Annotated in this window: 27 protein-coding genes; 8 read left to right on the top strand and 19 right to left on the bottom strand. The window is 38.6% G+C overall.

What is annotated here, in order from left to right; all coding sequences use genetic code 11:
- Position 1: 1 nt before the first annotated feature.
- The 15 genes from dcm to CXM95_RS04885 form a co-directional block, all read right to left on the bottom strand.
- On the bottom strand, positions 2–1,240 hold the full coding sequence (dcm, locus tag CXM95_RS04955; RefSeq protein ID WP_101698889.1) for a DNA (cytosine-5-)-methyltransferase: 1,239 nt from the start codon (positions 1,238–1,240) through the stop codon (positions 2–4).
- A 38-nt stretch (positions 1,241–1,278) separates the two neighbouring features.
- The gene (locus tag CXM95_RS04950) at positions 1,279–1,467 is read right to left on the bottom strand and encodes a hypothetical protein (RefSeq protein ID WP_101698888.1); all 189 of its coding nucleotides are present in this window, start codon (positions 1,465–1,467) and stop codon (positions 1,279–1,281) included.
- Positions 1,468–1,608: 141 nt separating this feature from the next.
- Positions 1,609–1,803, bottom strand: coding sequence for a hypothetical protein (locus CXM95_RS04945; RefSeq protein WP_101698887.1), 195 nt, complete (start codon positions 1,801–1,803; stop codon positions 1,609–1,611).
- Positions 1,790–2,386 carry a hypothetical protein gene (locus CXM95_RS04940; RefSeq protein WP_101698886.1) on the bottom strand — a complete coding sequence of 199 codons (597 nt, stop codon included), beginning with the start codon at positions 2,384–2,386 and terminating at the stop codon, positions 1,790–1,792. Before CXM95_RS04940 ends, CXM95_RS04945 begins: the two co-directional genes overlap by 14 nt.
- A gap of 21 nt (positions 2,387–2,407) precedes the next feature.
- Positions 2,408–2,614, bottom strand: a complete 207-nt coding sequence (locus CXM95_RS04935) for a hypothetical protein (protein ID WP_101698885.1) — start codon at positions 2,612–2,614, stop codon at positions 2,408–2,410.
- Positions 2,614–3,075: a DUF1064 domain-containing protein gene (locus tag CXM95_RS04930; RefSeq protein ID WP_101698884.1), complete on the bottom strand. Its 462-nt coding sequence runs from the start codon at positions 3,073–3,075 to the stop codon at positions 2,614–2,616. Before CXM95_RS04930 ends, CXM95_RS04935 begins: the two co-directional genes overlap by 1 nt.
- Before the next feature lie 3 nt (positions 3,076–3,078).
- Positions 3,079–3,918 carry an ATP-binding protein gene (locus tag CXM95_RS04925; protein WP_101698883.1) on the bottom strand — a complete coding sequence of 280 codons (840 nt, stop codon included), beginning with the start codon at positions 3,916–3,918 and terminating at the stop codon, positions 3,079–3,081.
- 13 nt (positions 3,919–3,931) lie between these two features.
- Positions 3,932–4,726 (bottom strand): GntR family transcriptional regulator, encoded by a 795-nt coding sequence (locus CXM95_RS04920; RefSeq protein WP_101698882.1) that lies wholly within the window; start codon positions 4,724–4,726, stop codon positions 3,932–3,934.
- A gap of 13 nt (positions 4,727–4,739) precedes the next feature.
- A complete protein-coding gene (locus CXM95_RS04915; protein WP_101698881.1) occupies positions 4,740–5,570 on the bottom strand; it encodes a PD-(D/E)XK nuclease-like domain-containing protein in 831 nt (276 codons plus the stop codon).
- Entirely contained in the window at positions 5,533–6,549 is a 1,017-nt protein-coding gene (locus tag CXM95_RS04910; RefSeq protein ID WP_101698880.1) for a recombinase RecT, read from the bottom strand. The genes CXM95_RS04915 and CXM95_RS04910 overlap by 38 nt, the downstream gene beginning before the upstream one ends.
- A gap of 2 nt (positions 6,550–6,551) precedes the next feature.
- The gene (locus CXM95_RS04905; RefSeq protein ID WP_101698879.1) at positions 6,552–6,746 is read right to left on the bottom strand and encodes a hypothetical protein; all 195 of its coding nucleotides are present in this window, start codon (positions 6,744–6,746) and stop codon (positions 6,552–6,554) included.
- A gap of 11 nt (positions 6,747–6,757) precedes the next feature.
- On the bottom strand, positions 6,758–6,982 hold the full coding sequence (locus tag CXM95_RS04900) for a hypothetical protein (protein WP_003127764.1): 225 nt from the start codon (positions 6,980–6,982) through the stop codon (positions 6,758–6,760).
- Positions 6,983–7,405: 423 nt separating this feature from the next.
- Positions 7,406–7,600 carry a hypothetical protein gene (locus CXM95_RS04895; RefSeq protein WP_101698878.1) on the bottom strand — a complete coding sequence of 65 codons (195 nt, stop codon included), beginning with the start codon at positions 7,598–7,600 and terminating at the stop codon, positions 7,406–7,408.
- Between the two features lie 4 nt (positions 7,601–7,604).
- Positions 7,605–7,838 (bottom strand): DNA-binding protein, encoded by a 234-nt coding sequence (locus CXM95_RS04890; RefSeq protein ID WP_101698877.1) that lies wholly within the window; start codon positions 7,836–7,838, stop codon positions 7,605–7,607.
- Between the two features lie 15 nt (positions 7,839–7,853).
- The gene (locus tag CXM95_RS04885; RefSeq protein ID WP_101698876.1) at positions 7,854–8,057 is read right to left on the bottom strand and encodes a hypothetical protein; all 204 of its coding nucleotides are present in this window, start codon (positions 8,055–8,057) and stop codon (positions 7,854–7,856) included.
- Positions 8,058–8,347: 290 nt separating this feature from the next.
- Between CXM95_RS04885 and CXM95_RS04880 the strand changes: the two genes are divergently transcribed.
- From CXM95_RS04880 to CXM95_RS04850, 7 genes are all read left to right on the top strand, one after another.
- On the top strand, positions 8,348–8,659 hold the full coding sequence (locus tag CXM95_RS04880; protein WP_101698875.1) for a helix-turn-helix domain-containing protein: 312 nt from the start codon (positions 8,348–8,350) through the stop codon (positions 8,657–8,659).
- Between the two features lie 84 nt (positions 8,660–8,743).
- Complete coding sequence (locus CXM95_RS04875; protein ID WP_228079050.1) at positions 8,744–9,079, top strand: ImmA/IrrE family metallo-endopeptidase; 336 nt, start codon at positions 8,744–8,746, stop codon at positions 9,077–9,079.
- 92 nt (positions 9,080–9,171) lie between these two features.
- Positions 9,172–9,768, top strand: a complete 597-nt coding sequence (locus CXM95_RS04870; RefSeq protein WP_101698874.1) for a DUF4352 domain-containing protein — start codon at positions 9,172–9,174, stop codon at positions 9,766–9,768.
- A gap of 99 nt (positions 9,769–9,867) precedes the next feature.
- Positions 9,868–11,004, top strand: coding sequence for a tyrosine-type recombinase/integrase (locus CXM95_RS04865; RefSeq protein ID WP_101698873.1), 1,137 nt, complete (start codon positions 9,868–9,870; stop codon positions 11,002–11,004).
- Between the two features lie 249 nt (positions 11,005–11,253).
- On the top strand, positions 11,254–12,084 hold the full coding sequence (locus CXM95_RS04860) for an acyltransferase (RefSeq protein WP_101698872.1): 831 nt from the start codon (positions 11,254–11,256) through the stop codon (positions 12,082–12,084).
- A gap of 44 nt (positions 12,085–12,128) precedes the next feature.
- On the top strand, positions 12,129–13,187 hold the full coding sequence (locus CXM95_RS04855; protein ID WP_101698871.1) for an acyltransferase family protein: 1,059 nt from the start codon (positions 12,129–12,131) through the stop codon (positions 13,185–13,187).
- Between the two features lie 669 nt (positions 13,188–13,856).
- Positions 13,857–14,957: a mandelate racemase/muconate lactonizing enzyme family protein gene (locus CXM95_RS04850; protein WP_005237206.1), complete on the top strand. Its 1,101-nt coding sequence runs from the start codon at positions 13,857–13,859 to the stop codon at positions 14,955–14,957.
- A 53-nt stretch (positions 14,958–15,010) separates the two neighbouring features.
- Here CXM95_RS04850 and CXM95_RS04845 read toward each other — a convergent pair whose 3' ends face one another.
- Entirely contained in the window at positions 15,011–16,426 is a 1,416-nt protein-coding gene (locus tag CXM95_RS04845) for a glycoside hydrolase family 1 protein (protein WP_101698870.1), read from the bottom strand.
- A 15-nt stretch (positions 16,427–16,441) separates the two neighbouring features.
- A complete protein-coding gene (locus tag CXM95_RS04840; protein WP_086299222.1) occupies positions 16,442–17,746 on the bottom strand; it encodes a PTS sugar transporter subunit IIC in 1,305 nt (434 codons plus the stop codon).
- Between the two features lie 170 nt (positions 17,747–17,916).
- On the opposite strand from CXM95_RS04840, the gene CXM95_RS04835 reads away from it, so the two are divergent.
- A complete protein-coding gene (locus CXM95_RS04835) occupies positions 17,917–18,618 on the top strand; it encodes a GntR family transcriptional regulator (RefSeq protein WP_034872495.1) in 702 nt (233 codons plus the stop codon).
- Between the two features lie 49 nt (positions 18,619–18,667).
- Here the strand turns inward: CXM95_RS04835 and CXM95_RS04830 are convergent, their stop codons facing one another.
- Positions 18,668–19,435 carry a serine hydrolase gene (locus CXM95_RS04830; protein WP_086299221.1) on the bottom strand — a complete coding sequence of 256 codons (768 nt, stop codon included), beginning with the start codon at positions 19,433–19,435 and terminating at the stop codon, positions 18,668–18,670.
- Positions 19,436–19,471: 36 nt separating this feature from the next.
- A complete protein-coding gene (locus tag CXM95_RS04825; protein ID WP_176285399.1) occupies positions 19,472–20,383 on the bottom strand; it encodes a C40 family peptidase in 912 nt (303 codons plus the stop codon).
- Positions 20,384–20,402 lie beyond the last annotated feature (19 nt).

The following is a 20,402-nucleotide window of genomic DNA, read 5'->3' as shown; positions in this document are numbered from 1 at the left end:
CTCATACGAGCCTCCTTGCTATATCGTGTATCACTGGCACAGTAACTGAGTTGCCTGCTTGCTTATATAGTTGGCTATCGGAATTAACTTCTTTTGCACGATCGAATGCCCAATCTGGGAATCCTTGCAGCCGCCAACATTCTCTAGGTGTTAGTTTTCGAATCTGAAATTCTTCTGTAACTACAGCTTGCTTTTTTCCTGTTAGTAAAGTATTGGCAATACCCTTACCAACTCGCCCCCGTCTTGTTTCAGAATTTGGATGGCTGATATTGATTGAATCTCCTGGCAGGGCTTGTGCGTAACCTTGTGCAGTTGCTTCTTTTATTAAAATTGCGGCATCATGGTTCTGCGACTTAAGTGATCTGCTTAGTCCAGGCAGCACACCACGACTAAACCTTTCGGAATCATTCGTATAAAGACCTCCGACAACCATGACACCATGACGATCCTGAGCCGTTAGCGTGAACATTTCTTCACCGTCTTCTTTGAATCGTCTGCCATTCTGCCGTTTTTCAGTACGATCAGGCGTTAATACTGGGATAGCTATCTGCTTAGGTCCTTTATAGTCTGTGGCTGTCAAAGCACCCACTAAGCCCTTAGAGCTATAAACCACTTCTCTTTGTCCCAGCGAAGATTGATATTTTCTTTTTGTTGACCCTACAATATTTATTCTTCCAGATTCTTTATCAATGCCTCCACTTTCTCTTTCGAAAGGAAATACTTGCTCGGTACGTTCTCCTCTAAGATGTCCGACAACGAAAACTCGCTCCCTGTTTTGCGGAACGTAGTCTTTAGAGTTATGCACTTCCCATTCCGCATCATACCCGAGTTCATCCAAGGCTCGGAGGATCGTCTCGAACGTAGCCCCTCCTTCGTGATTGAGGAGTCCTTTGACGTTCTCAAGGAATAAATAGCGTGGTCTGAGAATAGATGCGAACCTTGCAATCTCAAAGAAGAGAGTTCCTCTAGTATCCCCGAAACCTTGCCGCTTTCCAGCGATGCTAAAAGCCTGACACGGAAATCCTCCACAGATAATGTCGATATCTCCGATTCCTCGAATAAACTCATCTGAAACTGATGTGATGTCATGCATCTCCACCTCTCCTTCTGTATTATGAATAGCTTTGTAACTTGTTCGAGCAAACTTATCTATTTCACAAAAGCCGACACATTCATGACCGGCTTGTTCCATTCCAAGACGGAAACCGCCGATACCTGCGAACAGATCTAAAAATTTCATTTTCCGTCTCCTTTCTAGTTGGTTATTTTGGTGGATAACTAACTCTCAACCTTTTCAAAAAGTATCGAATAATCATCGATCTTTAAAGATTTGGCAATCTCTGCAACTGTCCGTAATTGAATGCCTGCTCTTTTCTTTCTTGCATTTTCATGAGTTTCTCTTAGAGTTAGATTTTTATTTTTCAAGTGCCAATCAACGTTTGTCCAAAACACTTCGAGAATATCCATTTCCCCACTCCTTCGTTTCTTTACGAACAGCAGTACCATCTTTATTGCAGACCGGACAGTTACTTGCTACTGCCCGGCCAAACATATCTTTTCCCCAAATAATCCTTTCGTCTTTACATCGATTGCATTTCATAGGATCACCTACTTAATCTGGTTACTTTCCAATAAGTGAAGGTACAATAATCCAACATCGATCAATTTCTCATTTATGATTTGAGCAACTTCGCTAGGCTTAAACCCTTTGCCGAAGAGATCTTTTGCTTGGTTAATCACGCCAACGCTCCAATAGAATTTTGAATCTTCCAGAATAATTATTTTGCCGTCACTCTTCTCCATCCGAATCACCTGATAATTCTTTGAAGATCACTTCATCTTTTTTCTTGCTCCAAGTATCAGCGAATGGTGCGAAGTACTGACGAGAGATTTCAATCTGATCAATCAATGCATCTTCAGACATTTCATAAACAGCTGCAACTTCAGAGAGTTTTTCTCCGTCTTCAATTTGAATTAAAACGTCACGAGGATTGATAGTGATGCTGTCTGGTAACGGTAACAAGGTAGCGGTTTTGATGAATTCATCAATAGTATCTTTGGAAACTTGAATCTCAACCATTTCAATTTCTTCAACACCATCACCAACATCTAAAGATGTTTGTTCTTCCTTCAAGACTTCAATTGTTCCATCGCTATTTACTGCATAATTGACGTTCGGACGTTTAGTCTGTTTATTGATAGGAAGCGTGTAGCCGACTGTTTCAGGTTGGATCGTAACTGATACCGTCTTGCCTAAAAAGTCGCTCAAATCGTCATAGCGGCCTTTCAGCGATCCGTTGTTTACCACTAGTAGCACTTCTACGTTTCCGTTAGATTTTGATGTAGCCTTTTTTACCTCTGGTCGAAAGTTTACTTGTTTAGTCATTTTTGTTTTCCTCCAATTTTTTTATAAAAGATTTTTTCTTGATCGAATTGCAACTAGCTTTGATTGTTTCTTACTGCTGCGTTCGTTTGCCGGTCGTGTTTGCCACATCTGTTCTAGCTTCCGAGCAAGTGTTATTGCTTTCGATTCTGTACAGGTTTGGTTGATTTGATATTTCACATCGCCATTTACGTCCAGAAATTGAACATTCCATTCTTTAGACTTCTCCATTACTTGGTTCCCTCCAATTTTCTCTTGCGCCGATCACTTGCTCTTTTGCGCTGCTGACGAGCTGATTCAAAGCAACTCATTTCCTCAAATCTATTTGTTTTAGAATTGAACTTTGCGAATGTCACTGGGAACCCGTATCGGTTTGCAAACATCTTCATTTTCAACATCGAGATTGCATCTTGATACCCTTTGACATCAACTACCTTAACAAGCTTGCCTTCTTCATAAATGACGAAATCCGCTCGATAATGTATTGGTGCTACCTTCAAACCATCACTATAAAATCCCTCTTGCAAGATCATATTTTTTTGCATTTCGCAAAAATTATCTGATATTGGTAGAAAGCTCATCCCTTTTTGTTTCAAGATTTTGTAGTATCTGGCTTCGGCTTTTGAATCAAAGAGAATGCCATCTACTTCATGTTTAGTATTTCCGTACTTACTTCTAGTTTTTGTAACCAATAGCTACACCGCCCTTAATCGTTTATCTGCTGTATTTACGAACTTAAATGCGAATCCTTTTGAATTTTTGAATAATCGAGATACTATTCTTTCTCCATATGCGTTCTTCATTTCTTTTCCAGTCAAATTTGTAGTTAAAATGATCGCCTGATTTTGACGAGCTTCTAAAATCGAGTTCAATGTGTCATTATTGAAATTCGTACTACTGCTATAGGTAGTTCCTCCTAGTTCAGACCCCAAATCATCGATCACCACAAGATCGGCTGTTTTAATGTCTTTCATAAGTGAACCTTGAATTTCCTTTCTCAATTGCTCGTCATTGAATGAATACTTGATTTGCTCCAACAATTCACGATAGCTAATAAACAGACATTTTTTGTCGTAATCTGACCGCTTAATAATTTCCCAAGTAGCAGCCATGGCTAGATGACTTTTACCACTACCTGACTTTCCATTCAAAGCAAGGTGTTTGGGTTCACCACTCAGTACAGCCTCTACAAAACTTTTCGTGATATTAACAGCAGTCTCTGTTTCAACATCAATAATTTTGTAGTTATCAAAAGAACAGTCAAACAAAGATTTGTCGGTAATCACTGACCCAAATTTAAAAAAATTGAGTGTTTTGTTTTTTAGGCTTTCGTTGTAGATGCGTTCCGTTTGAATATCTTCTTTGCGTTTAAGATCATAAAAACCACATTTCATACATGTAGGCGCACATCGTTCCGAACCATCTTTATTTTTTGCACGATAGCCATACAAGTTACCGCCGCACTCTGGACATTCGCCCCTTACAATGAGTACTTTTTCTATCAGAATCTGCATACCTTTGGCTATGCTTTCCATTTTTCACCTCAATCTATATAGGCAGATCATCATACTCATCTGAACCTGTATTTTGTAGTTTGTTAGTTCCGCTTGTTGTTCTAGGATTGTCCTTTTGAGCTTTCATTTTGTCAAAATGCTTTCTTAGACTTGAAGGTGACAAAACAACAGTGCTCCAAAATTCATGTTGAGAAGCCCACACAATCATTTCTTGAACTTCTTTTCCTGATCGTTTGTCTGATTCGATTGTTAAACGAATTGTATTCGCCCAATCATCAAGGTTCGGTTCTTTGATGTCTTGGTTCTTTCTGATTAATTTGAAAAGAGTTTTTGCAAGAATTTTATTAGGGTCGTCGTCTTCGTAGACACGCTTTTTGCGTGTGTTACGAGGACTATTATTATTCTTTTCATTCTTCTCATTCTTTTCATTCTTGTTTATGTTCAGTTCGTTGTCCTTCTGATGTTCAGACCGTTGTTCAGTTTGATGTTTTTTTTCTTCTGAAAAACCTTGATAAACGTTGTAGTTATTGATTTTGTACGTTGTCCCAGTTTGCCTTGATTTTTTTAAAGAAATCATGTCGTCATTAACGAGTAAATTTAGAAACTTTCTAACGGTATTTCTACTTACTCCCCAGCGCTCTGATAGTTTTTGTTCAGATGTCACACGTTCCCCTATGCCAACAGTTCTTATTGAATCGTTAAAAAGAATTTTCCTCTCTTTGTGGTTAGCCATTAGAATCAAATCAAGCCACCACTTTAAATAGTGGGGATTATCCCATATCCAATTATCAGTAATTGTTCGGTGAAGCTTGACCCATCCTTCTGCCATTTAAATCACCACCTTACAAGTCGTTCATACTTGTAAATCCGGTTATTCGTTGATTTGCCCGGCAATACTCACAAGTTCCACAAGCTTCTGGTTTTTCTTCACCCATTTTTATCCGTTGAATACGATCAATGTTGTCTCTTAAGTTGATTAACTCGAATGACATTTTGTCCTCGTCTAAGTTGATCAACTTCGCTTCGCTTGGTGTCTGCTTAGAAACTGCAGCGATTATAGGAACGAAATCTTTTCCGTATTGTTGTTTGAGTAATTCGCAATAAACAGCCATCTGCAAGACGTACCCAAAATTCTCAATGAAGGTGCAGCGTTGACCGTAAACCTCGTTCCATTTTCTTTCATGAATATCTTTACTTGTTTTGATATCTACGAAATAGTCATCTTCGAGATTTAAACAATCAATTTTCCCCTTCCACTCGACACCAAATAGTTCCCCAGTTACGATCACTTCTTTTTCACCTTGGTATAAATTCAGAAACGCATCTTCGACAATCAATCGGTCGATCATCTGATCAGCGATCTTGAAATCTTTCAAAAGTCCATAAGGTTTTTTAGAAGAAAACATCCTGTTTTTATTTTCTTCCTTGAATTTTTCATGAACCGTTAGATCCTCAAAATAAGAATGGACGTAGTTTCCAACTAGTAAGGCGATTGGATCAGATGACGGTTGCCAGTCACCTTTTAGTTTGGCTAAAGCAGCCGCAGGACATTTAAGGAAATTTTTGTATTGAGATACCGACATGTATTGCCAGTCCGCTTCATTGCTGTAGTAATTATCATCAGATAGTTTGATCTTAGAACGGGTAATCTTCTTCTGGGAGGATTCCTTCATCTTTGACACCTTCCTCTCTGTCAAAGTTAGGAATGATACCAAGATCACCTTGAACAGGTTCTGCTTCTTCGACTGATTTTTCTAACGATTCCAAATCAACTGGTTGCTCGTCCGCCTCCTGCTCAAAAGCTTTTTTAGGCTTCATCAAATTTTCGACTGCATGCTCTTCTTCTACTGGTTCTGCTTGCTTAATGCCCATTTTCTGTTGTAATTTATTTTCGATTGCTTGAACCTTTACTGGTTCTGCAGGTTTAATTTGTCGATCATCAAATTCATTTTCAAGTGTATCTTTTGCAGCTTGAACGAATAAATCATTGTCATTGCTCGTGTTGATTAAAGCTTTAGCTGCTCGGTTGATTACCGTACGCTTTGCCATTTCTTCTGGAAATTCTTTTTGAGGTCCAGATCCCTTCATTTTTGACTTAGCCCAACTTTGATCAATTTGCTTCTTGGTCATGACTGTTGTAGTCTCTTTGCCATTGGCAAGCTTGATCACTACATAAGCAGCAACAATTTCGTTATCTAGATTTTCAAAACTGGTATCGTGTTTGGTGACTACCATATTCGGCCCATCCATCCCCACTTGAAAATCATCGCCTTTTCGAACAACTACAGGGGTAATGTCAGCTCCACCTGTTACACGATCTAGAACTGCCATGGTGCCAAAATATGAACGCATAAGCTGTACTTTGTTTCCATACTTGATGAAGTAGCATTGTTTCTTCGCAGGCGATAATCCTTGGATAACCATGTCCAACAAGGCATTGGAAATTGATGTCTTCGTTTCTTGGTTGTTAGCAGCCGCTTGAAGCAAGTTACCTGCTGTGTTATTTGTAAGTTCAAAGAAAGCACTCTTCAATGCATTCTGTGGGCTGTAATTTGGTGGCATTTCTAACCCTTGATCTTTTAACCGATCTAGATTGCCAATTACTTGCTCATCTAATGAACGTTGGGTTGTTTGAGTTAAATCATTTGCCATTTTTAAATTCCTCCAATATTTATTTTTCTGTAGTTTTCGTTTACGTAGTCGATGATCTGATCTTCATGAACTAATCCCAACTCAGTTGTGTAGACGGTGTCGCCTTTGTATAGTGGATCGCCTTTCCAATCAACGGCGATTTGATTTGTTTCAGTTTCAGGCTGTTGACGAGCACCTAATGAATCAAAAACATTCATATAATCACCTCTTAAAATTCCCAAAACAATTTGTAACGTCCGTCTTGTTCTACCAGATTGTCCACTCCTTCGTTCTGAAGTTGAGACAAGAACCCTGGCGTTAATCCTTTACTAGCGATTGTGATGCTTGTGCGCCCTTGGCTGGCAGCAGTCATGATGTTATCAATTACTCGCTCTTGAGCGTTCCCAAGCATTGCTGTATAGATGTCATCGTTAAGTCCTGTAATAGTAATCATTTGAAAATTTCTCCTCTCGTGCTACAATGTAGCCAGATATGTTTTGTATGCGACTCTTTGCTTGCCGGCGGAGTCGCTATTTTTTTGTGTATACTTTCTTGACTTCCTTGAGACGTCTGCCACATTTCGTGCAGTAGGGACCTTTCCACGGCTCACATTTTTTCAATACTGTAGCATTGATAAGCGTTGTTCTATTGCAGCTCTTGCATTGGAACTGATGAAGCTTTTCTTCTATTAGCATTTTGTACTCCCCTCCTTAGCCGTCTTCTATAAGCAATCTCGTCATATTTTATTAGCCACCACATGATTGACACTGGTAATGCTACGACCGCCCAATCTGGCAGCTGTTGATAGTTACCGAACCAAACGCCCAAGAAAAATATAGTGATGATGAATGCTGATCTTCGTAAACCTTTCATAAAATCACCTCAATTCTATTTGCCGATTAAGCCGATTCTGATAAATCAACTCTTGGTAACTCCTTAATTCCCGAATCGATAAATCTCGTTGTGTTTCAGTCAGTGGTACTTTCCGATCATTAAGTTGATCGTGAATGATTCTCATCTTTTCTTTGATGAGACCGTGGATCATAAGTTCTTGTTTCAAGGTGTAGATCATACAATCACTTCCCGATCCCGATTTTGTGTTCTTCCATGAAAGCATCGATATCTCGAACATCATATTTGGGGTTACTCTCATCATCAAATACGATTTGTTTCAGTCCTCGCTTAATCCATGCATTCATAGTCTTTGGACTTGTCCCAGCGTAGATACAAGCCTCACGCTGATTCAGGTAGCGCTTAGGAACGTACTTTTTCAAAATAAGTTGAATGGTTTTTTCATCAATTTCAGGCATAATCTACCTCCTATCTCAAAGTTCATACATCGCTATAATCGAATCGATAATCTTGTTAGCTTCGGCGGATGTTCTCTTGCCATTTAAAATTAAAGACAGGTAGCTCTTATCGATTCCAAATCTGTCTGCAAGCATCTTGTATGTTAGGAAATTTGAATTTTCAACATACGTTCTGATTTTTTCTCTATCTTTTTGTGTAATTTCCGCAATGTCAGCCATTTTAAAACTCCTTTCCCATAAACTTGTAAACAAATTTAACAACAATGTATTAAACTTAGTTGACTATTTTAACACGTAGTGTTAAAATCTAAACATAGTTAAATAAGACTATAAAACATTGAATTAAAAGCTTTCTTGGCGGTTGGCATTTTAGTATCAATAGTGTTTTTGTTGTCTTTTTAGTTGTTAAACTTGTTTACAAGAATGATATTAACACTATTTGTTAATTTAATCAACTATTTTTAACAAATAATGTTAAATATTTTTTCTTGAACGAAAGGAATATTGATATGACAACGTTTGAGAGAATAAAAGAATTAGCAAAGAAACAAGGAAAATCATTAAACAAAGTTGAAGAAGAATTAGGTTACGGAAAAAATGTGCTCTATAGGTTAAAAAACTCCAACCCCTCTGCGGAACGCTTACAGGAAATTGCAGATTACTTCGATGTAACTGTCGATTATCTTTTAGGTCGTGAAGAGAAACCGAACTTGGCTGAAAAATATGGTATTTTTGCATTCGATGGTGAACCTGTGACAGATGAAGAGGTTGAATTTTTAAAATCTGTTTTGGCTGCGAAGCGTGCTGCTGAAAAAAAGTAAAGTGATGTGATGTTTGTGTTTGAGGTCAATCGGCATTTACTAAAGCTAGTAAATGATATGGGTTTGGATTTATATTTTGTGGAAATGAACCGAAGTGGTATTTATTATGCAAAGGAAAAAGCTATTTTTTTAAGCGATAAACTACTTGAGAGTAATTCTGATTTTGAGGTATCTCATGAGTTAGGTCATTGTATTAAAAAGCATGAAGAACTTTCTGCTTATTATAATGCAACAGATTACAGTAGGCGAAAGTTAGAATTTGAAGCTAATCGGATAGCCATAGAAATACTTTTGTTTATCTGGTCAAACGAATATGATCTAGAAAGAGAGCAACTAAATGCAGTAAAGTTTATGGAGTATTACAACATACCGTGGAATCTCGAAAGTTGCGTTCGAGAAAGCATGCTAAACTATGGATAAAAAAATACCCCTACCGAAGTTACAGCTTCGATAAGGGAAACTCATTTCTTAGAGATTACAAAATTATTATATCAGAGAAATGAGGAAAGAAAATGAAAAAAGTAATCTTTGGGGTTTTGTTTAGTGCATTGTTACTTTCCGGGTGTAGTGGACAGAATGGTCAAGCAGGAGCATCAAACGATTCAGATTTACAGGATACAGTGGATAGTTTAACAACCGAGAATTCAAAATTGAAATCAGAAAACAGTGAGCTATCTGAACGAATAGCAAATTTTGAGAATTTATTTGAAGGCACATCTGCTACCCAAGAAGATGGCAGCTCATCATCATCGACGAGTTCATTTAAATATGGAGAATCTGCTGACTTTACAACTAATGAAAGGATTACTGTTACGGAAGTAAAAGCAGACGATTCAGTATCTTTAAACGATCCTAAAGAAGGTGAGCATCCTGTTGTTGTGACAGCAATAGTAGAAAATACATCGAACGAACCAATAGACTTTAATGCGCAAACATTCGATCTGTACGATGGAAACTCAGAATTAGCGACTTTCGATGCTTCCACATATTCAAACAATATCCCTAATTCTATTGCAGGTGGTAAAAAAGCAACAGTGGTTATGCACTTTTCTTCCAAAGGGAATGCACCATATTCCGTTACTTATGGTCCTGCTACATGGGATGAATAAATAAAAAACACGCCCCTCTTTCTTGGCAGTCAGGGGGCGTGCAAACAAAAATAACCAATAGGTTACGCCTATTGTAACAAATTCTAGGAGTTGAAGCAATTGGCTAGGAAAGAGCAAGATATCCGAATAAAAGAGTACATCAAAAAAAATGGCGAAAAAGCTTATATGTTTAAACTGTACCTAGGGACAGACCCAGATACAGGAAAGCCAATTCGCACAACAAGGCGTGGTTTTAAGACAACAAGAGAAGCTCGTTTAGCAATAGCTGATTTAGAAGTAAATGGTATGCAAAAACAAGAGGTTGCTGAGGAACCAGAGATTCAAACGTATGAAGAAATATATGACTTGTGGTATGAGGAATACAAATCAACAGTTAAAGCCTCAACTCTTTTAAAGACCGAACGTGTTTTTAAGAATCATATACTTCCTGCCTTTGGAGAAAGAAATATTCTAGAAATAAAGCCTATGGATGTACAAACCCAAATGAACATTTGGCATAAAAAATTGGTACGAGCAAGCATGGTCATGAATTATGCTGGTCTAGTTTTTGATTACGCCATTCGTATGCAGCTGATCAACATGAATCCAACTAAGGTAATAAAGAAACCTGTTAGAAAAAAAGAAGTAACCGAGGATAAGGATTTAAACTTCTACGATAAAGAAGAGTTAAAACAATTTATGTATGCTTTAGAAAGTGATAGCAATTTTAGAGCATATGCATACTTTCGTCTCTTGGCTTTCACCGGAATACGCAAAGGTGAATCACTAGCGCTAAAATGGACTGACATTGATTTCAAAAATCAAACACTCAACATTAATAAAGCTGTATCAAGAAGCGCTAGCGGACTTTATATTCAAACTCCAAAAACTCCTTCTTCTATTCGAAGGATTTCATTAGATGACAAAACGATCGCTATATTAAAAGAGTTCAGAAAGGAATCTCCGGATGGTTTAATCTTTCAAAGTGAAGACGGTGGAATTCTTTCACCAGCAAAACCTAGAAAATGGTACTTAGTTACAATGAAAAAATTACCCGAAGATTTTAAACAGATCTCAGTACATGGTTTTCGTCACACCCACGCTTCTCTCCTATTTGAAGCCGGGGCATCTATCAAAGATGTTCAATCGAGATTAGGTCATTCAGATATTCAAACAACAATGGATGTGTACACTCACGTTTCAAAAACTGCAAAAGAACAGCTAGCAAATAGATTCAATACTTATGTGGATTTTTAATATTGGTAGTCAATTTGGTAGTCAAAAACTTGAAAACATTATATTATCAACATTTTATCGACTCCCGCCATCTCCATTTTTGTGTTCTACACGCTTTTAGAAAAGATAAGAATTGTTGTTAAATCAACGTTCTTACTTTTCTTTTTTTTTGAAATCAAAAATAGGAAATAAAGTGTTTATTTTTCTAAAAAAATACTATGCACTATACGCATTTCTGATAAAATTAATCAAAAAGAAAAGAGGTCTTTTATGGAAAAAATCGCTTCTACCGACGACTTAAACAAATTGAAAAACAACCATATAATCTTTCAGCAAGGAAATATACAGATAACTAATTCCATCATATCTTTTTTGGGTACTAACAACATTTTGGTGGTTGAAAAAGATGCAAACATAATAAATGCACGAATAAGTTTTAAAGGAAACAATTCAATTATTTTTATAAAAAAAACGAAAAATAATCGGATTAATATGACTATTGATATATATAACGATTCCTTTTTCTTCATGGACAAAGGTTGCTCTATTAATATGAATATTAAAATTATAATATCTGAAAACAAAAATATAGTTATTGGTAAAGATTGTATGTTTTCTCAAGAATGTTGGATAAGAAATTCCGATGGTCATTTAATATATGATATTGAATCATGCAAAAGAGTAAACATCAGCAGGGATATTATTATTGGGGATCACGTTTGGGTTGGTCAAAATGTAAGTATTATTAAAAGTCCTTTTATAGGATCGGGATCTATTTTAGGAATGGGGAGTGTAGTGAAATCTCGAGTGCAAAGTAACTCTATTTACGCCGGTAATCCAAGTATACTTCAAAGAGAAGATATTTTTTGGGATCGTACCTCTGCTCAACCATTTAGTGATTCTGAAACTACCAATTCATTGAAATACAAAAAAAGTAATTCAGACTATATATTTAAAGGAGTTGATAATTCTAGTTATTGGCAAACTAATATAAATGAAATTGCTTCAATCAATGAATCTCTAACAAAAGTAAAAGCTATTTCCAGTATATCTGATTTAGATAGTCTAATAATTCATTTCCCCAAAATAAAACAAAATTAATTTTTCAGCATATTTAAAAAAATTGGAAACGGGAGTCTTATCTTATGACTTATATATTATTTTTCTTTTTAGCTTTGTCTATCACCGGAATTAATTTCGCCGAACCAAATAAATTTAATGATGACTACATGTCAAAAAAACAAACAACTACAATAAACGGTATTTTCGTATTCTTGGTATTTCTTTCTCACGGTGCACAATATATATCCTTGGACGGTGCCCATAATGAAGTTTATGTTCTGCTACGACGATTTTTGGGTCAAGCAGTTGTTACTACTTTTTTATTTTACTCTGGATTTGGAATGATGAGTTCTATTCAGAAAAAGAGTCAAAACTATATTAAAGAAATGCCAATAAAAGCTTTTAAGCTTTTGATTCAATTTGATGTTGCAGTCATATTTTATCTGATAACAAATATGTTTATCGACAGAAACTTTCCTTTAAAAACCATACTGCTATCTTTCACAACATGGGTTTCTATAGGTAATAGCAACTGGTATATTACTTCAATGATCATATTTTGCCTATTGATTGGTTTAGCTTTTACAATTTCAAGAAAAAATTATTTTGTAGGAATCATTCTTACTACTCTATTCACTATATTGGTAGTTTACTTTCTTATGCGAATTGATCGTCCGGCATATACTTATAACACAATGATTTGCTTACCGGCTGGCATGATATTCGCTTATTTCAAGCCCACATTTGATAAATTGGTAAAAAACGATCTAACTTATCTCATTTTAATACTATTTACCTTTATAATTTTATCTTACAGCAGAATTCATATTACTTCTGGAATCCAAATGTATTCAATTTGGTCAATATTTTTTGCCTTTTCTTTTGTTATTTTTACAAAAAAAATTAAACTTGAGCATACATTTATTGAATGGTTAGGAAATCACATTTTTAGCATATATATTCTACAAAGACTTCCAATGAATATTCTCCATTATCATGGAATAAGTACTAGACATCCTTTTATATTCATCGGTATTAGTTTTTTTTCAACTTTAATTATTGCTATTTTGTTTGATAAATATGTAATGAGAATCGTCAATTTGGTTATAGATAATTTAAGAAAGAGAATTTTTCATTCATGATTTGTTTTGCTTTTTTTATTATCCACTTATTTTTGAAACTAACATCGAACTGATATGTCATGTTCCTACAAGAATATAAAGATTATTATTTTCAAAAGAACATCTAATAAACTATCGCTTTGCTAGTCTAAACGACAATGGCTATCCATATCGGAATGAGAAAAGTCTTTTTTCTTCCTTACTACAAGTTACTCTCGCTCGCTTTATGAAATACAAAAGAACGACTGAACCAAAGAAGTTCAGTCGTTCTTTTGTATTTCACTTGTCGTTGAAGAAAGATAAGAGTACTAGGTATCCCAAATAAAAGACTTCCCCAAGCTTTCATCTGCCCCAGTACTCTTCATTGCTCGTTGTTAAGATAATCATAATACAAAAATGATTTTTATTCAATAAATATGTCTATAAATTACATTAAATACCTTTTTATGACAATTTATAAGGTTTTCAATTCATTTCTTATAACATCTCTCCAATTTCTATTTATATTCTGAAGAGGTCCTTTAGCTTCGCTCCTAAGTGAATGACCTCTTAAAAAGAGACATTCTTGTTTCCTAAGTATTGAATTTGAGCGATTTTTGTCTTGTCAATCTCGCGTTCCCATGCTAACATGATTATGCAAACGTTAACATTAAAATGCACACGTGAACATTAGTTTGAGGAGGATTTTTAATGGCAAAAATTACAGATGTACAAACAGCGTATTATCGGATACCTCTTCCGGAAATCATGGAAGATGCGAAGCACGGCTTACACACCCACTTTGAAGTGCCTATCGTCAAGATCGTTACTGATGAGGGACGTGAAGGTGTGGGCTATACGTATACTGGTGGCTTCGGTGGCGAATCGATTGCCAAACTGATCGACAAAGAACTAAAAGCAATCCTCTTAGGGAAAGATCCAGCATGTGTGGAGGCCTTGTGGGATCAGATGAACTGGGGCATTCACTATGTTGCCAGAGGCGGTTTAGCGAGTTTCGCCATTGCGGCTTGTGATATTGCCTTATGGGACTTACGCGCGAAAAAAGCACAAGAACCCCTCTACAAACTTTTAGGCGGCGCAAGTAACAAAGTCAAATGCTATGGTGGTGCGATCGATCTAAACTTTTCTCTTGAAAAACTCTTAGCCAATAATCAAAAATATTTAGACATGGGATTAAAAGCGGTCAAAATCAAATTGGGCCAAAAAACACTTGCCGAAGATATTGCTCGAATAAAAGCGGTCAGAGAATTGATTGGTCCCGATGTTGTCTTTATGGTGGATGCCAACATGAGCTGGTCTGTTGAAAAAGCGATCAAAGCCGCCAAACTGATGGCGCCTTATGACATTTTGTTCCTTGAAGAACCAACAATCCCCGAAGATTACGAAGGCTACGCTCGTATCGCTAAAGAAGGGCAAATTGCAGTCGCAGGCGGGGAAAACTTGCGCACCCCTATTGAGTTTGCTCATATGATCAAATATGGCAATGTCGATTTTCCACAACCCGACGCTTCCAATTGCGGTGGGATCACCGGCTGGTTGAAAATTGCTGCCTTAACACAAACAAGTAACTTATCTGTTTCTACACATGGCATGCAGGAATTACACGTCAGTCTACTGGCGGCGATGCCTAATGCTGGGTATCTTGAAATGCACAGTTTTCCAATCGATCAATACACCACGAGACCATTAGTGATCGATCCATCCGATGGCCGTGCGATTGCACCAGAAGAACCAGGGATTGGTGTCATATTTGACTGGGAGAAACTTGCTCCTCATAAACAACCCTTTTAACTGAAAACCCACGATTATTTCCTTTAGGATTAGGAAATAATCGTGGGTTTTTATTACAGAATCAATGGCTTTTCTTCAAATGGAAGCCACCGTTCATCAATAAGGGAACGATACCAAGCGGCTGATTTTTTTAATGACCGGGTCCGTTCTTCATTTAACTCAATTCGGACGAGACCATAGCGGTTCTTAAATGCATTCATAGGTGAAACACAATCGGTAAATGCCCAAAGCATATAGCCTTCGCAGTTGGCACCTTCCTCGACGGCTTTTAGCAGCCAGTAAAGATGTTCGGTAATAAACTGAATCCGATAATCATCTTGGACTTGACCTGTGGCATCCATATACTGTTCTTCATTTTCCCGCCCCATACCATTTTCAGTGATCAGCCATGGAATATTGCCATAATTTTCTTTAAGATAATTAGCCATATCGTACATGACCTTCGGATAGATTTCCCAGCCACGGGAGTTATTAATTTGTTTTCCTGGCAAATCAAATGTCTCATAAAACATTTCTGGATGAAATGGTGTATCCGAATGCCATTGATATCGTGGTGCCCGCACGCGTTTCGGGTAGTACTGATTGACACCTAAGAAATCCACCGTATGGGTGCGGATCGTTTCCAAATCTTCTTCTGTCGGATCAAAGTAGATGTCATAGGTTTGGCAAAGTGTGATAAGTTCCTCTGGATAATGACCTTTGACCATTGGATCAAAAAAGATCCGGTTGAAAAAGAGATCATACATTTTTTGCGCTTTTTGATCCTCCGGTGAGGAAGAGCGTGCGTAAACCATTTCTGGATTTAGCACACAACCGATGCGCCCCTCGTAGCCCTTTTCATGATAGACAGCCACCGCTTGGGCGGACGCCAATACTTTGTGATAGTTCCAAAGCATCCATTTTTTTGTGTTTTGCTCATGGGGCCAGCGGATCGCATCGAGATAGCAACGAGTCTGAATAACGATCGGCTCATTGAAGGTAAACCACTGTTTGACTCGATCACCGTAACGCTCGAAGGCGATTTCGGCATAACGGGTATATAGATCGACCACTTTCCGCGAGCTCCAGCCATCATAGGCATCCATCAAACTAGCTGGCAGTTCATAATGTTCCAAACAAAGCATCGGTTCGACGCCAGCCGCAAGCAATTGGTCGATAAGCTGATCGATATGAGCAGCATAGTCTTCGTCAACGATCAGCTGTTCATGGTCGGTAAAGAAGCGCGCCCAGTTGATCGATGTTCGGTAATGGGTCAAATGAACCTCCTGCATCAGTTCAACATCTTCCGAAAACTTTTCCATAAAATTCGTCGCAATAGCCGGCCCATAGCCATTATGCCAAACAAAGCGTTCTTCTTTGTACCAGCGGTCGAGATACGAATCTTGCCCTTCTCTCTTTCCCTGCCAGCCTTCTGTCTGCCAAGCAGACGAAGCAGCGCCTAAAATAAATGTCTCAGGTATTTTTACCATTTTTGCAAAACTCCTTTATGCAACTTCATTGGTCGTACGATTCATTACCAAAACAAAAGGCAGATAGATCAAAATCGCTACGATAATACAGATCACTTGCGTGATGACAGCCCCGATATCCCCAGCAGTAGCTAGATAAGCATTGACGATCGGTGGCATCGGCCATGGGACCATTACCACCGCTTTAGCGGCAAAGCCTAGGCTTGTCGCCACGTACCCAATCGTTCCTGTTACTAACGGTGTGAGGATAAAGGGAATCGCCAAAATGGGATTCAGCATGATCGGCATTCCGAAGATCACTGGCTCATTGATATTGAAAATCCCAGGTGCTAATGACAATTTAGTGATTTGGCGCATATCCTCTCGTTTACCGACGATCAAAATCGCAATCAGCAAACCAATCGTCACGCCAGAGCCGCCCATACTCATATACATATCCCAAAACGGCATCGTAATGATATTGGGTACTTCTTTTCCAGCTTCAAAGGCTTCCGTGTTGACGGCAATCGCTGCCAATAACAATGGTTCTCGAATGGGTTTGACCATCTGGTTCCCATGAATCCCGATCACCCAAAAGACTTGTGCGATAAACATCAACAACAAGATGCCTGGTAAGCCTTGAACGATTCCTTCCAGTGGGCGTTGAACCACGTTGTAGATGATATCGTAAGCATACATTCCTGTGAGCGCCTTGATAGCAAAACCAGCGGTGGCGATGATGGTCACGGTGAAAATCGTTGGAAACAATGCCGAAAAACTTGCCGAAACATTCCCTGGAACACTATCAGGCATCGTGATCTGCAGCCGTTTTTGTCTTCCTAGCCATGCATAAAGCTCGATGGAAACGATTGCAACGAACATGCCTAAAAATAGACCTTTCGTGTCCGTGTATTGCTTAGCCAGCACGTTTTCGGCAACCACCGTCGCATCTTCGTGCAAAAATTCAAAGATCATTGGATTAACAGAAAGATAAGACATCACGGCGATGATTCCTGGAAAGACCCCAGAAATCTTATTTAGTTTTGCTAGCTCAATCCCAATCAGAAACACTGCATAGATCGTTAAGAAACTCAATGTCACATAACTGACCGCAGATGAGATTGGTTTTAAACTTTCTAAAAAGCGCAGTACCTCGATTTGTGCCAATCCATTTTCAGCATCAAAAACCATTGCTGAAAATAATGTACCAAATGCCCCTGTAATGATTACTGGAATCAAAGCAGCAAAGGCATTTTTAATGACCATGATGTAGCGTAAATTGTTGATCCTGTTGGCAAATTTTCCCAAAACGTCAGCGAGTCGATCCATAAATCCTTGCATAAAACTCCCTCCTATACCCTATTCTTCAATTGGTAGAAAACGATTACATTACAAATGTAATTCATTTCTTGAAGAATGTAAACGCAGGAAAAGCCTTTAAAACAGGGTATGTAAAGCTCCACGTTTACATACTTCGTTTTATCACTTATTATTATTTTGAGGTGAAGCAAATGGCGAACTACCATGACATCGCTGCCGATTTACGGAGCAAAATCAATCACGGGTTTTACGAAGAAGAGAAAAAATTGCCGAAGCAATCCGAACTGGCTGCGGATTATCAAACGAGCCGCGTGACGATTCAAAAAGCATTGAATATTTTACAAATGGAAGGCATTATTTACGGTAAAAAAGGCACGGGTACGTTTATCAGCGATTCCTATTCAACCTTCGATTACAACGCCAAGATCAATCGCGGGCTGACCAAGCGCCTTGGAGAAACAGGAAAGATCACCAGCAAGATCATTTCTTTTGCCATTCTTTTTCCCGATGAGAAAGAACAAGAAAAACTAAACATTCGCAGTGACCAGCAAATTTATGATATCGTTCGTTTGCGTCTATTTGACGATATACCCGTTGTTTTAGAATATACCATCATGCCGCTTCATGTCATTCCTGGCATTACCGAAGAAGTCTTAACCTCTTCCGTCTATAGCTACATCACGAACCAACTCCACTCCTCGATTGGAACATCTGTCCGTCGTATCAAAGCGGATCGTGCAGACACCTACGACCAGCAATACTTAGCTTGTGCTGCCACCGATCCCATTTTAGAAGTGGAACAAACGGTTTACCTCGGCGATGGGACGCCTTTTGAATTTTCCCAATCACGGCACCGCTATGATATGGGGGATTTTATTGTTGTAAATAATTAATACGCTGCGGATCGAGTGCCTCTGATTGAGGGTCGATACGCAGCGTATTTTACTTAAAATACTGCTGATAGACTGTTTGACCAATTTCTCTTAGCCAACTGATCCCTCGGCCACTACCGGCTTTATCATAGGAAAATGCCGCAATGATGATCGTCGTTTCATTGGCTTGTAAATATGCTACATCGTGTTCGATGCGGTCAAGACGACCTGTCTTATTAAAAATGCGGCAAGAAGGCTGCGCAGTTTCAGCAAAATTCCCCGCTAATCCATCTTGAAATTGCTGCTGATTTAAAGGTGAAAATCCTAGTGCAGCTTCTTCTCGTTCCACACACCTTAGTAGCAGTTTGGCAGCCACCGAGGGTGTCAAGCGGTTCTCTTTGTCTTTGATCGGTCGCATCATATACCGTTCAAATTGGATCTCCGGCTCCTGAATCCATGCCTGAAGCGTGGGCAACCCTACTAAGTCCAATAGTACATTGGTCGCAGTATTATCAGATACGGCGATCATTGCCGTGAGAAGTTCACTGATGGTCCAACCTTTCTTCTGAGGAAAAAGACGGATCACCCCAGCACCCCCTGTCAGATCAACAGGGTTCACACAAATTACCTGTTGGGGATCGATCTTTTTTTCGATGATTTGTTCAAGATAATACGCGTACAAAACAAGCTTACTAATACTCGCTGCCGAAAACGACTTTTGACCCTGATAGTCAACAAGACATTCCGTTGGCGTACCGATCCATACCCCCATTTCCAACGTTGCCTGGTAGTTTTTTAGAATAGGATCAATTGCTACACGCAAGTCATCTTTTCCCATCAAATGCCCCTTTCCTTACGATCATGAAAAGAATGTTCATGAGTATTCCTGTGATTCATTCGGCTGGTTTTGCCAATAACGCGCCACAACTGCGAGTTCTGGTTCATAATTAGAGCCAGTGATTTTGGTTTTCATGACCCGTGACCCAGGTGTTCTTGAATGAATCATTTCGTCATCCCCCAAATATAGACCGACATGATGGACTTCGCCTTTTCCTTCTTCATAAGCAAACAACAGCAGATCCCCTGGTTGTGCCTGACTGTAAGGTACGATGTTTGCTTGTTGTGCTTGCTCGATCGTATCTCGGGGGATTAAAATACCATGAAGTCGATGCAGCGAATACATGAATCCAGAACAGTCAAAGCCACTGCCGCTAATGCCTGCCCAGACATAGGGCTGGTTTATAAATTGTTCTGCCAAGGCTATTATTTTTTCTGGGAGCTTTGCCCATGTGTCCGATAGGACGTGAGCAAAAGCTTTAGCGATCGTTGCTGGTCCATTAGGCGTAGCCACTTGATAGGAATCTGCGGTTTCCCCAACAAGTGGTAAAACTGTTCCAAAAGAAACGAGTCGTGTGGTCGAGTCAAAAACAAGCACGGCTTCTTTTACAATCACACCAATCCTTCTTTTAGCTATTGCATAGTCTGGTGGCAATGGCTTCAATACCTCGTTCGGCAGATAACCAAGATACCCGAGTGGGTGTTTATTGCTTATTTGATCCAAGACGATCACATGGGACCAACCATCCGTTTGGGCGATGACTTCTACAATCGTCCCATATAATACTTCGGAGTCCACTAAGCTTTCCTGATAAAGCCGCATCGTATCTTCATCAGTCAAAAAAGTGTGCAGTGCTTCTAAAGGAAATGCTTTGATTTTTGCTAGTACTTTGTTTTCTTTGGGTTCCTTCCATAAGAAGGAAGAGCTAGCCTGAACAATTTGTTTCATCTTTGCTCCTCTCATAACT

The sequence above is a fragment of the Enterococcus sp. CR-Ec1 genome, assembly GCF_002850555.1.
In the GTDB taxonomy this organism is placed as follows: domain Bacteria; phylum Bacillota; class Bacilli; order Lactobacillales; family Enterococcaceae; genus Enterococcus_D; species Enterococcus_D entomosocium.
Note: the sequence above shows the minus strand (reverse complement) of the source record. Positions and strands in the feature narration are given on the sequence as shown.

What these genes read in the sequence shown, in the direction of transcription:
- CXM95_RS04920 (WP_101698882.1), bottom strand. Translation starts at nt 4,726, where the DNA reads ATGGCAGAAGGATGGGTCAAGCTTCACCGAACAATTACTGATAATTGG.
- CXM95_RS04910 (WP_101698880.1), bottom strand. Translation starts at nt 6,549, where the DNA reads ATGGCAAATGATTTAACTCAAACAACCCAACGTTCATTAGATGAGCAA.
- CXM95_RS04860 (WP_101698872.1), top strand. Translation starts at nt 11,254, where the DNA reads ATGGAAAAAATCGCTTCTACCGACGACTTAAACAAATTGAAAAACAAC.
- CXM95_RS04935 (WP_101698885.1), bottom strand. Translation starts at nt 2,614, where the DNA reads ATGGAGAAGTCTAAAGAATGGAATGTTCAATTTCTGGACGTAAATGGC.
- CXM95_RS04835 (WP_034872495.1), top strand. Translation starts at nt 17,917, where the DNA reads ATGGCGAACTACCATGACATCGCTGCCGATTTACGGAGCAAAATCAAT.
- CXM95_RS04850 (WP_005237206.1), top strand. Translation starts at nt 13,857, where the DNA reads ATGGCAAAAATTACAGATGTACAAACAGCGTATTATCGGATACCTCTT.
- CXM95_RS04840 (WP_086299222.1), bottom strand. Translation starts at nt 17,746, where the DNA reads ATGCAAGGATTTATGGATCGACTCGCTGACGTTTTGGGAAAATTTGCC.
- CXM95_RS04945 (WP_101698887.1), bottom strand. Translation starts at nt 1,803, where the DNA reads ATGGAGAAGAGTGACGGCAAAATAATTATTCTGGAAGATTCAAAATTC.
- CXM95_RS04830 (WP_086299221.1), bottom strand. Translation starts at nt 19,435, where the DNA reads ATGGGAAAAGATGACTTGCGTGTAGCAATTGATCCTATTCTAAAAAAC.
- dcm (WP_101698889.1), bottom strand. Translation starts at nt 1,240, where the DNA reads ATGAAATTTTTAGATCTGTTCGCAGGTATCGGCGGTTTCCGTCTTGGA.
- CXM95_RS04925 (WP_101698883.1), bottom strand. Translation starts at nt 3,918, where the DNA reads ATGGAAAGCATAGCCAAAGGTATGCAGATTCTGATAGAAAAAGTACTC.
- CXM95_RS04900 (WP_003127764.1), bottom strand. Translation starts at nt 6,982, where the DNA reads ATGATTACTATTACAGGACTTAACGATGACATCTATACAGCAATGCTT.
- CXM95_RS04845 (WP_101698870.1), bottom strand. Translation starts at nt 16,426, where the DNA reads ATGGTAAAAATACCTGAGACATTTATTTTAGGCGCTGCTTCGTCTGCT.
- CXM95_RS04825 (WP_176285399.1), bottom strand. Translation starts at nt 20,383, where the DNA reads ATGAAACAAATTGTTCAGGCTAGCTCTTCCTTCTTATGGAAGGAACCC.
- CXM95_RS04905 (WP_101698879.1), bottom strand. Translation starts at nt 6,746, where the DNA reads ATGAATGTTTTTGATTCATTAGGTGCTCGTCAACAGCCTGAAACTGAA.
- CXM95_RS04870 (WP_101698874.1), top strand. Translation starts at nt 9,172, where the DNA reads ATGAAAAAAGTAATCTTTGGGGTTTTGTTTAGTGCATTGTTACTTTCC.
- CXM95_RS04875 (WP_228079050.1), top strand. Translation starts at nt 8,744, where the DNA reads ATGAACCGAAGTGGTATTTATTATGCAAAGGAAAAAGCTATTTTTTTA.
- CXM95_RS04885 (WP_101698876.1), bottom strand. Translation starts at nt 8,057, where the DNA reads ATGGCTGACATTGCGGAAATTACACAAAAAGATAGAGAAAAAATCAGA.
- CXM95_RS04940 (WP_101698886.1), bottom strand. Translation starts at nt 2,386, where the DNA reads ATGACTAAACAAGTAAACTTTCGACCAGAGGTAAAAAAGGCTACATCA.
- CXM95_RS04950 (WP_101698888.1), bottom strand. Translation starts at nt 1,467, where the DNA reads ATGGATATTCTCGAAGTGTTTTGGACAAACGTTGATTGGCACTTGAAA.
- CXM95_RS04895 (WP_101698878.1), bottom strand. Translation starts at nt 7,600, where the DNA reads ATGATCTACACCTTGAAACAAGAACTTATGATCCACGGTCTCATCAAA.
- CXM95_RS04915 (WP_101698881.1), bottom strand. Translation starts at nt 5,570, where the DNA reads ATGAAGGAATCCTCCCAGAAGAAGATTACCCGTTCTAAGATCAAACTA.
- CXM95_RS04855 (WP_101698871.1), top strand. Translation starts at nt 12,129, where the DNA reads ATGACTTATATATTATTTTTCTTTTTAGCTTTGTCTATCACCGGAATT.
- CXM95_RS04880 (WP_101698875.1), top strand. Translation starts at nt 8,348, where the DNA reads ATGACAACGTTTGAGAGAATAAAAGAATTAGCAAAGAAACAAGGAAAA.
- CXM95_RS04890 (WP_101698877.1), bottom strand. Translation starts at nt 7,838, where the DNA reads ATGCCTGAAATTGATGAAAAAACCATTCAACTTATTTTGAAAAAGTAC.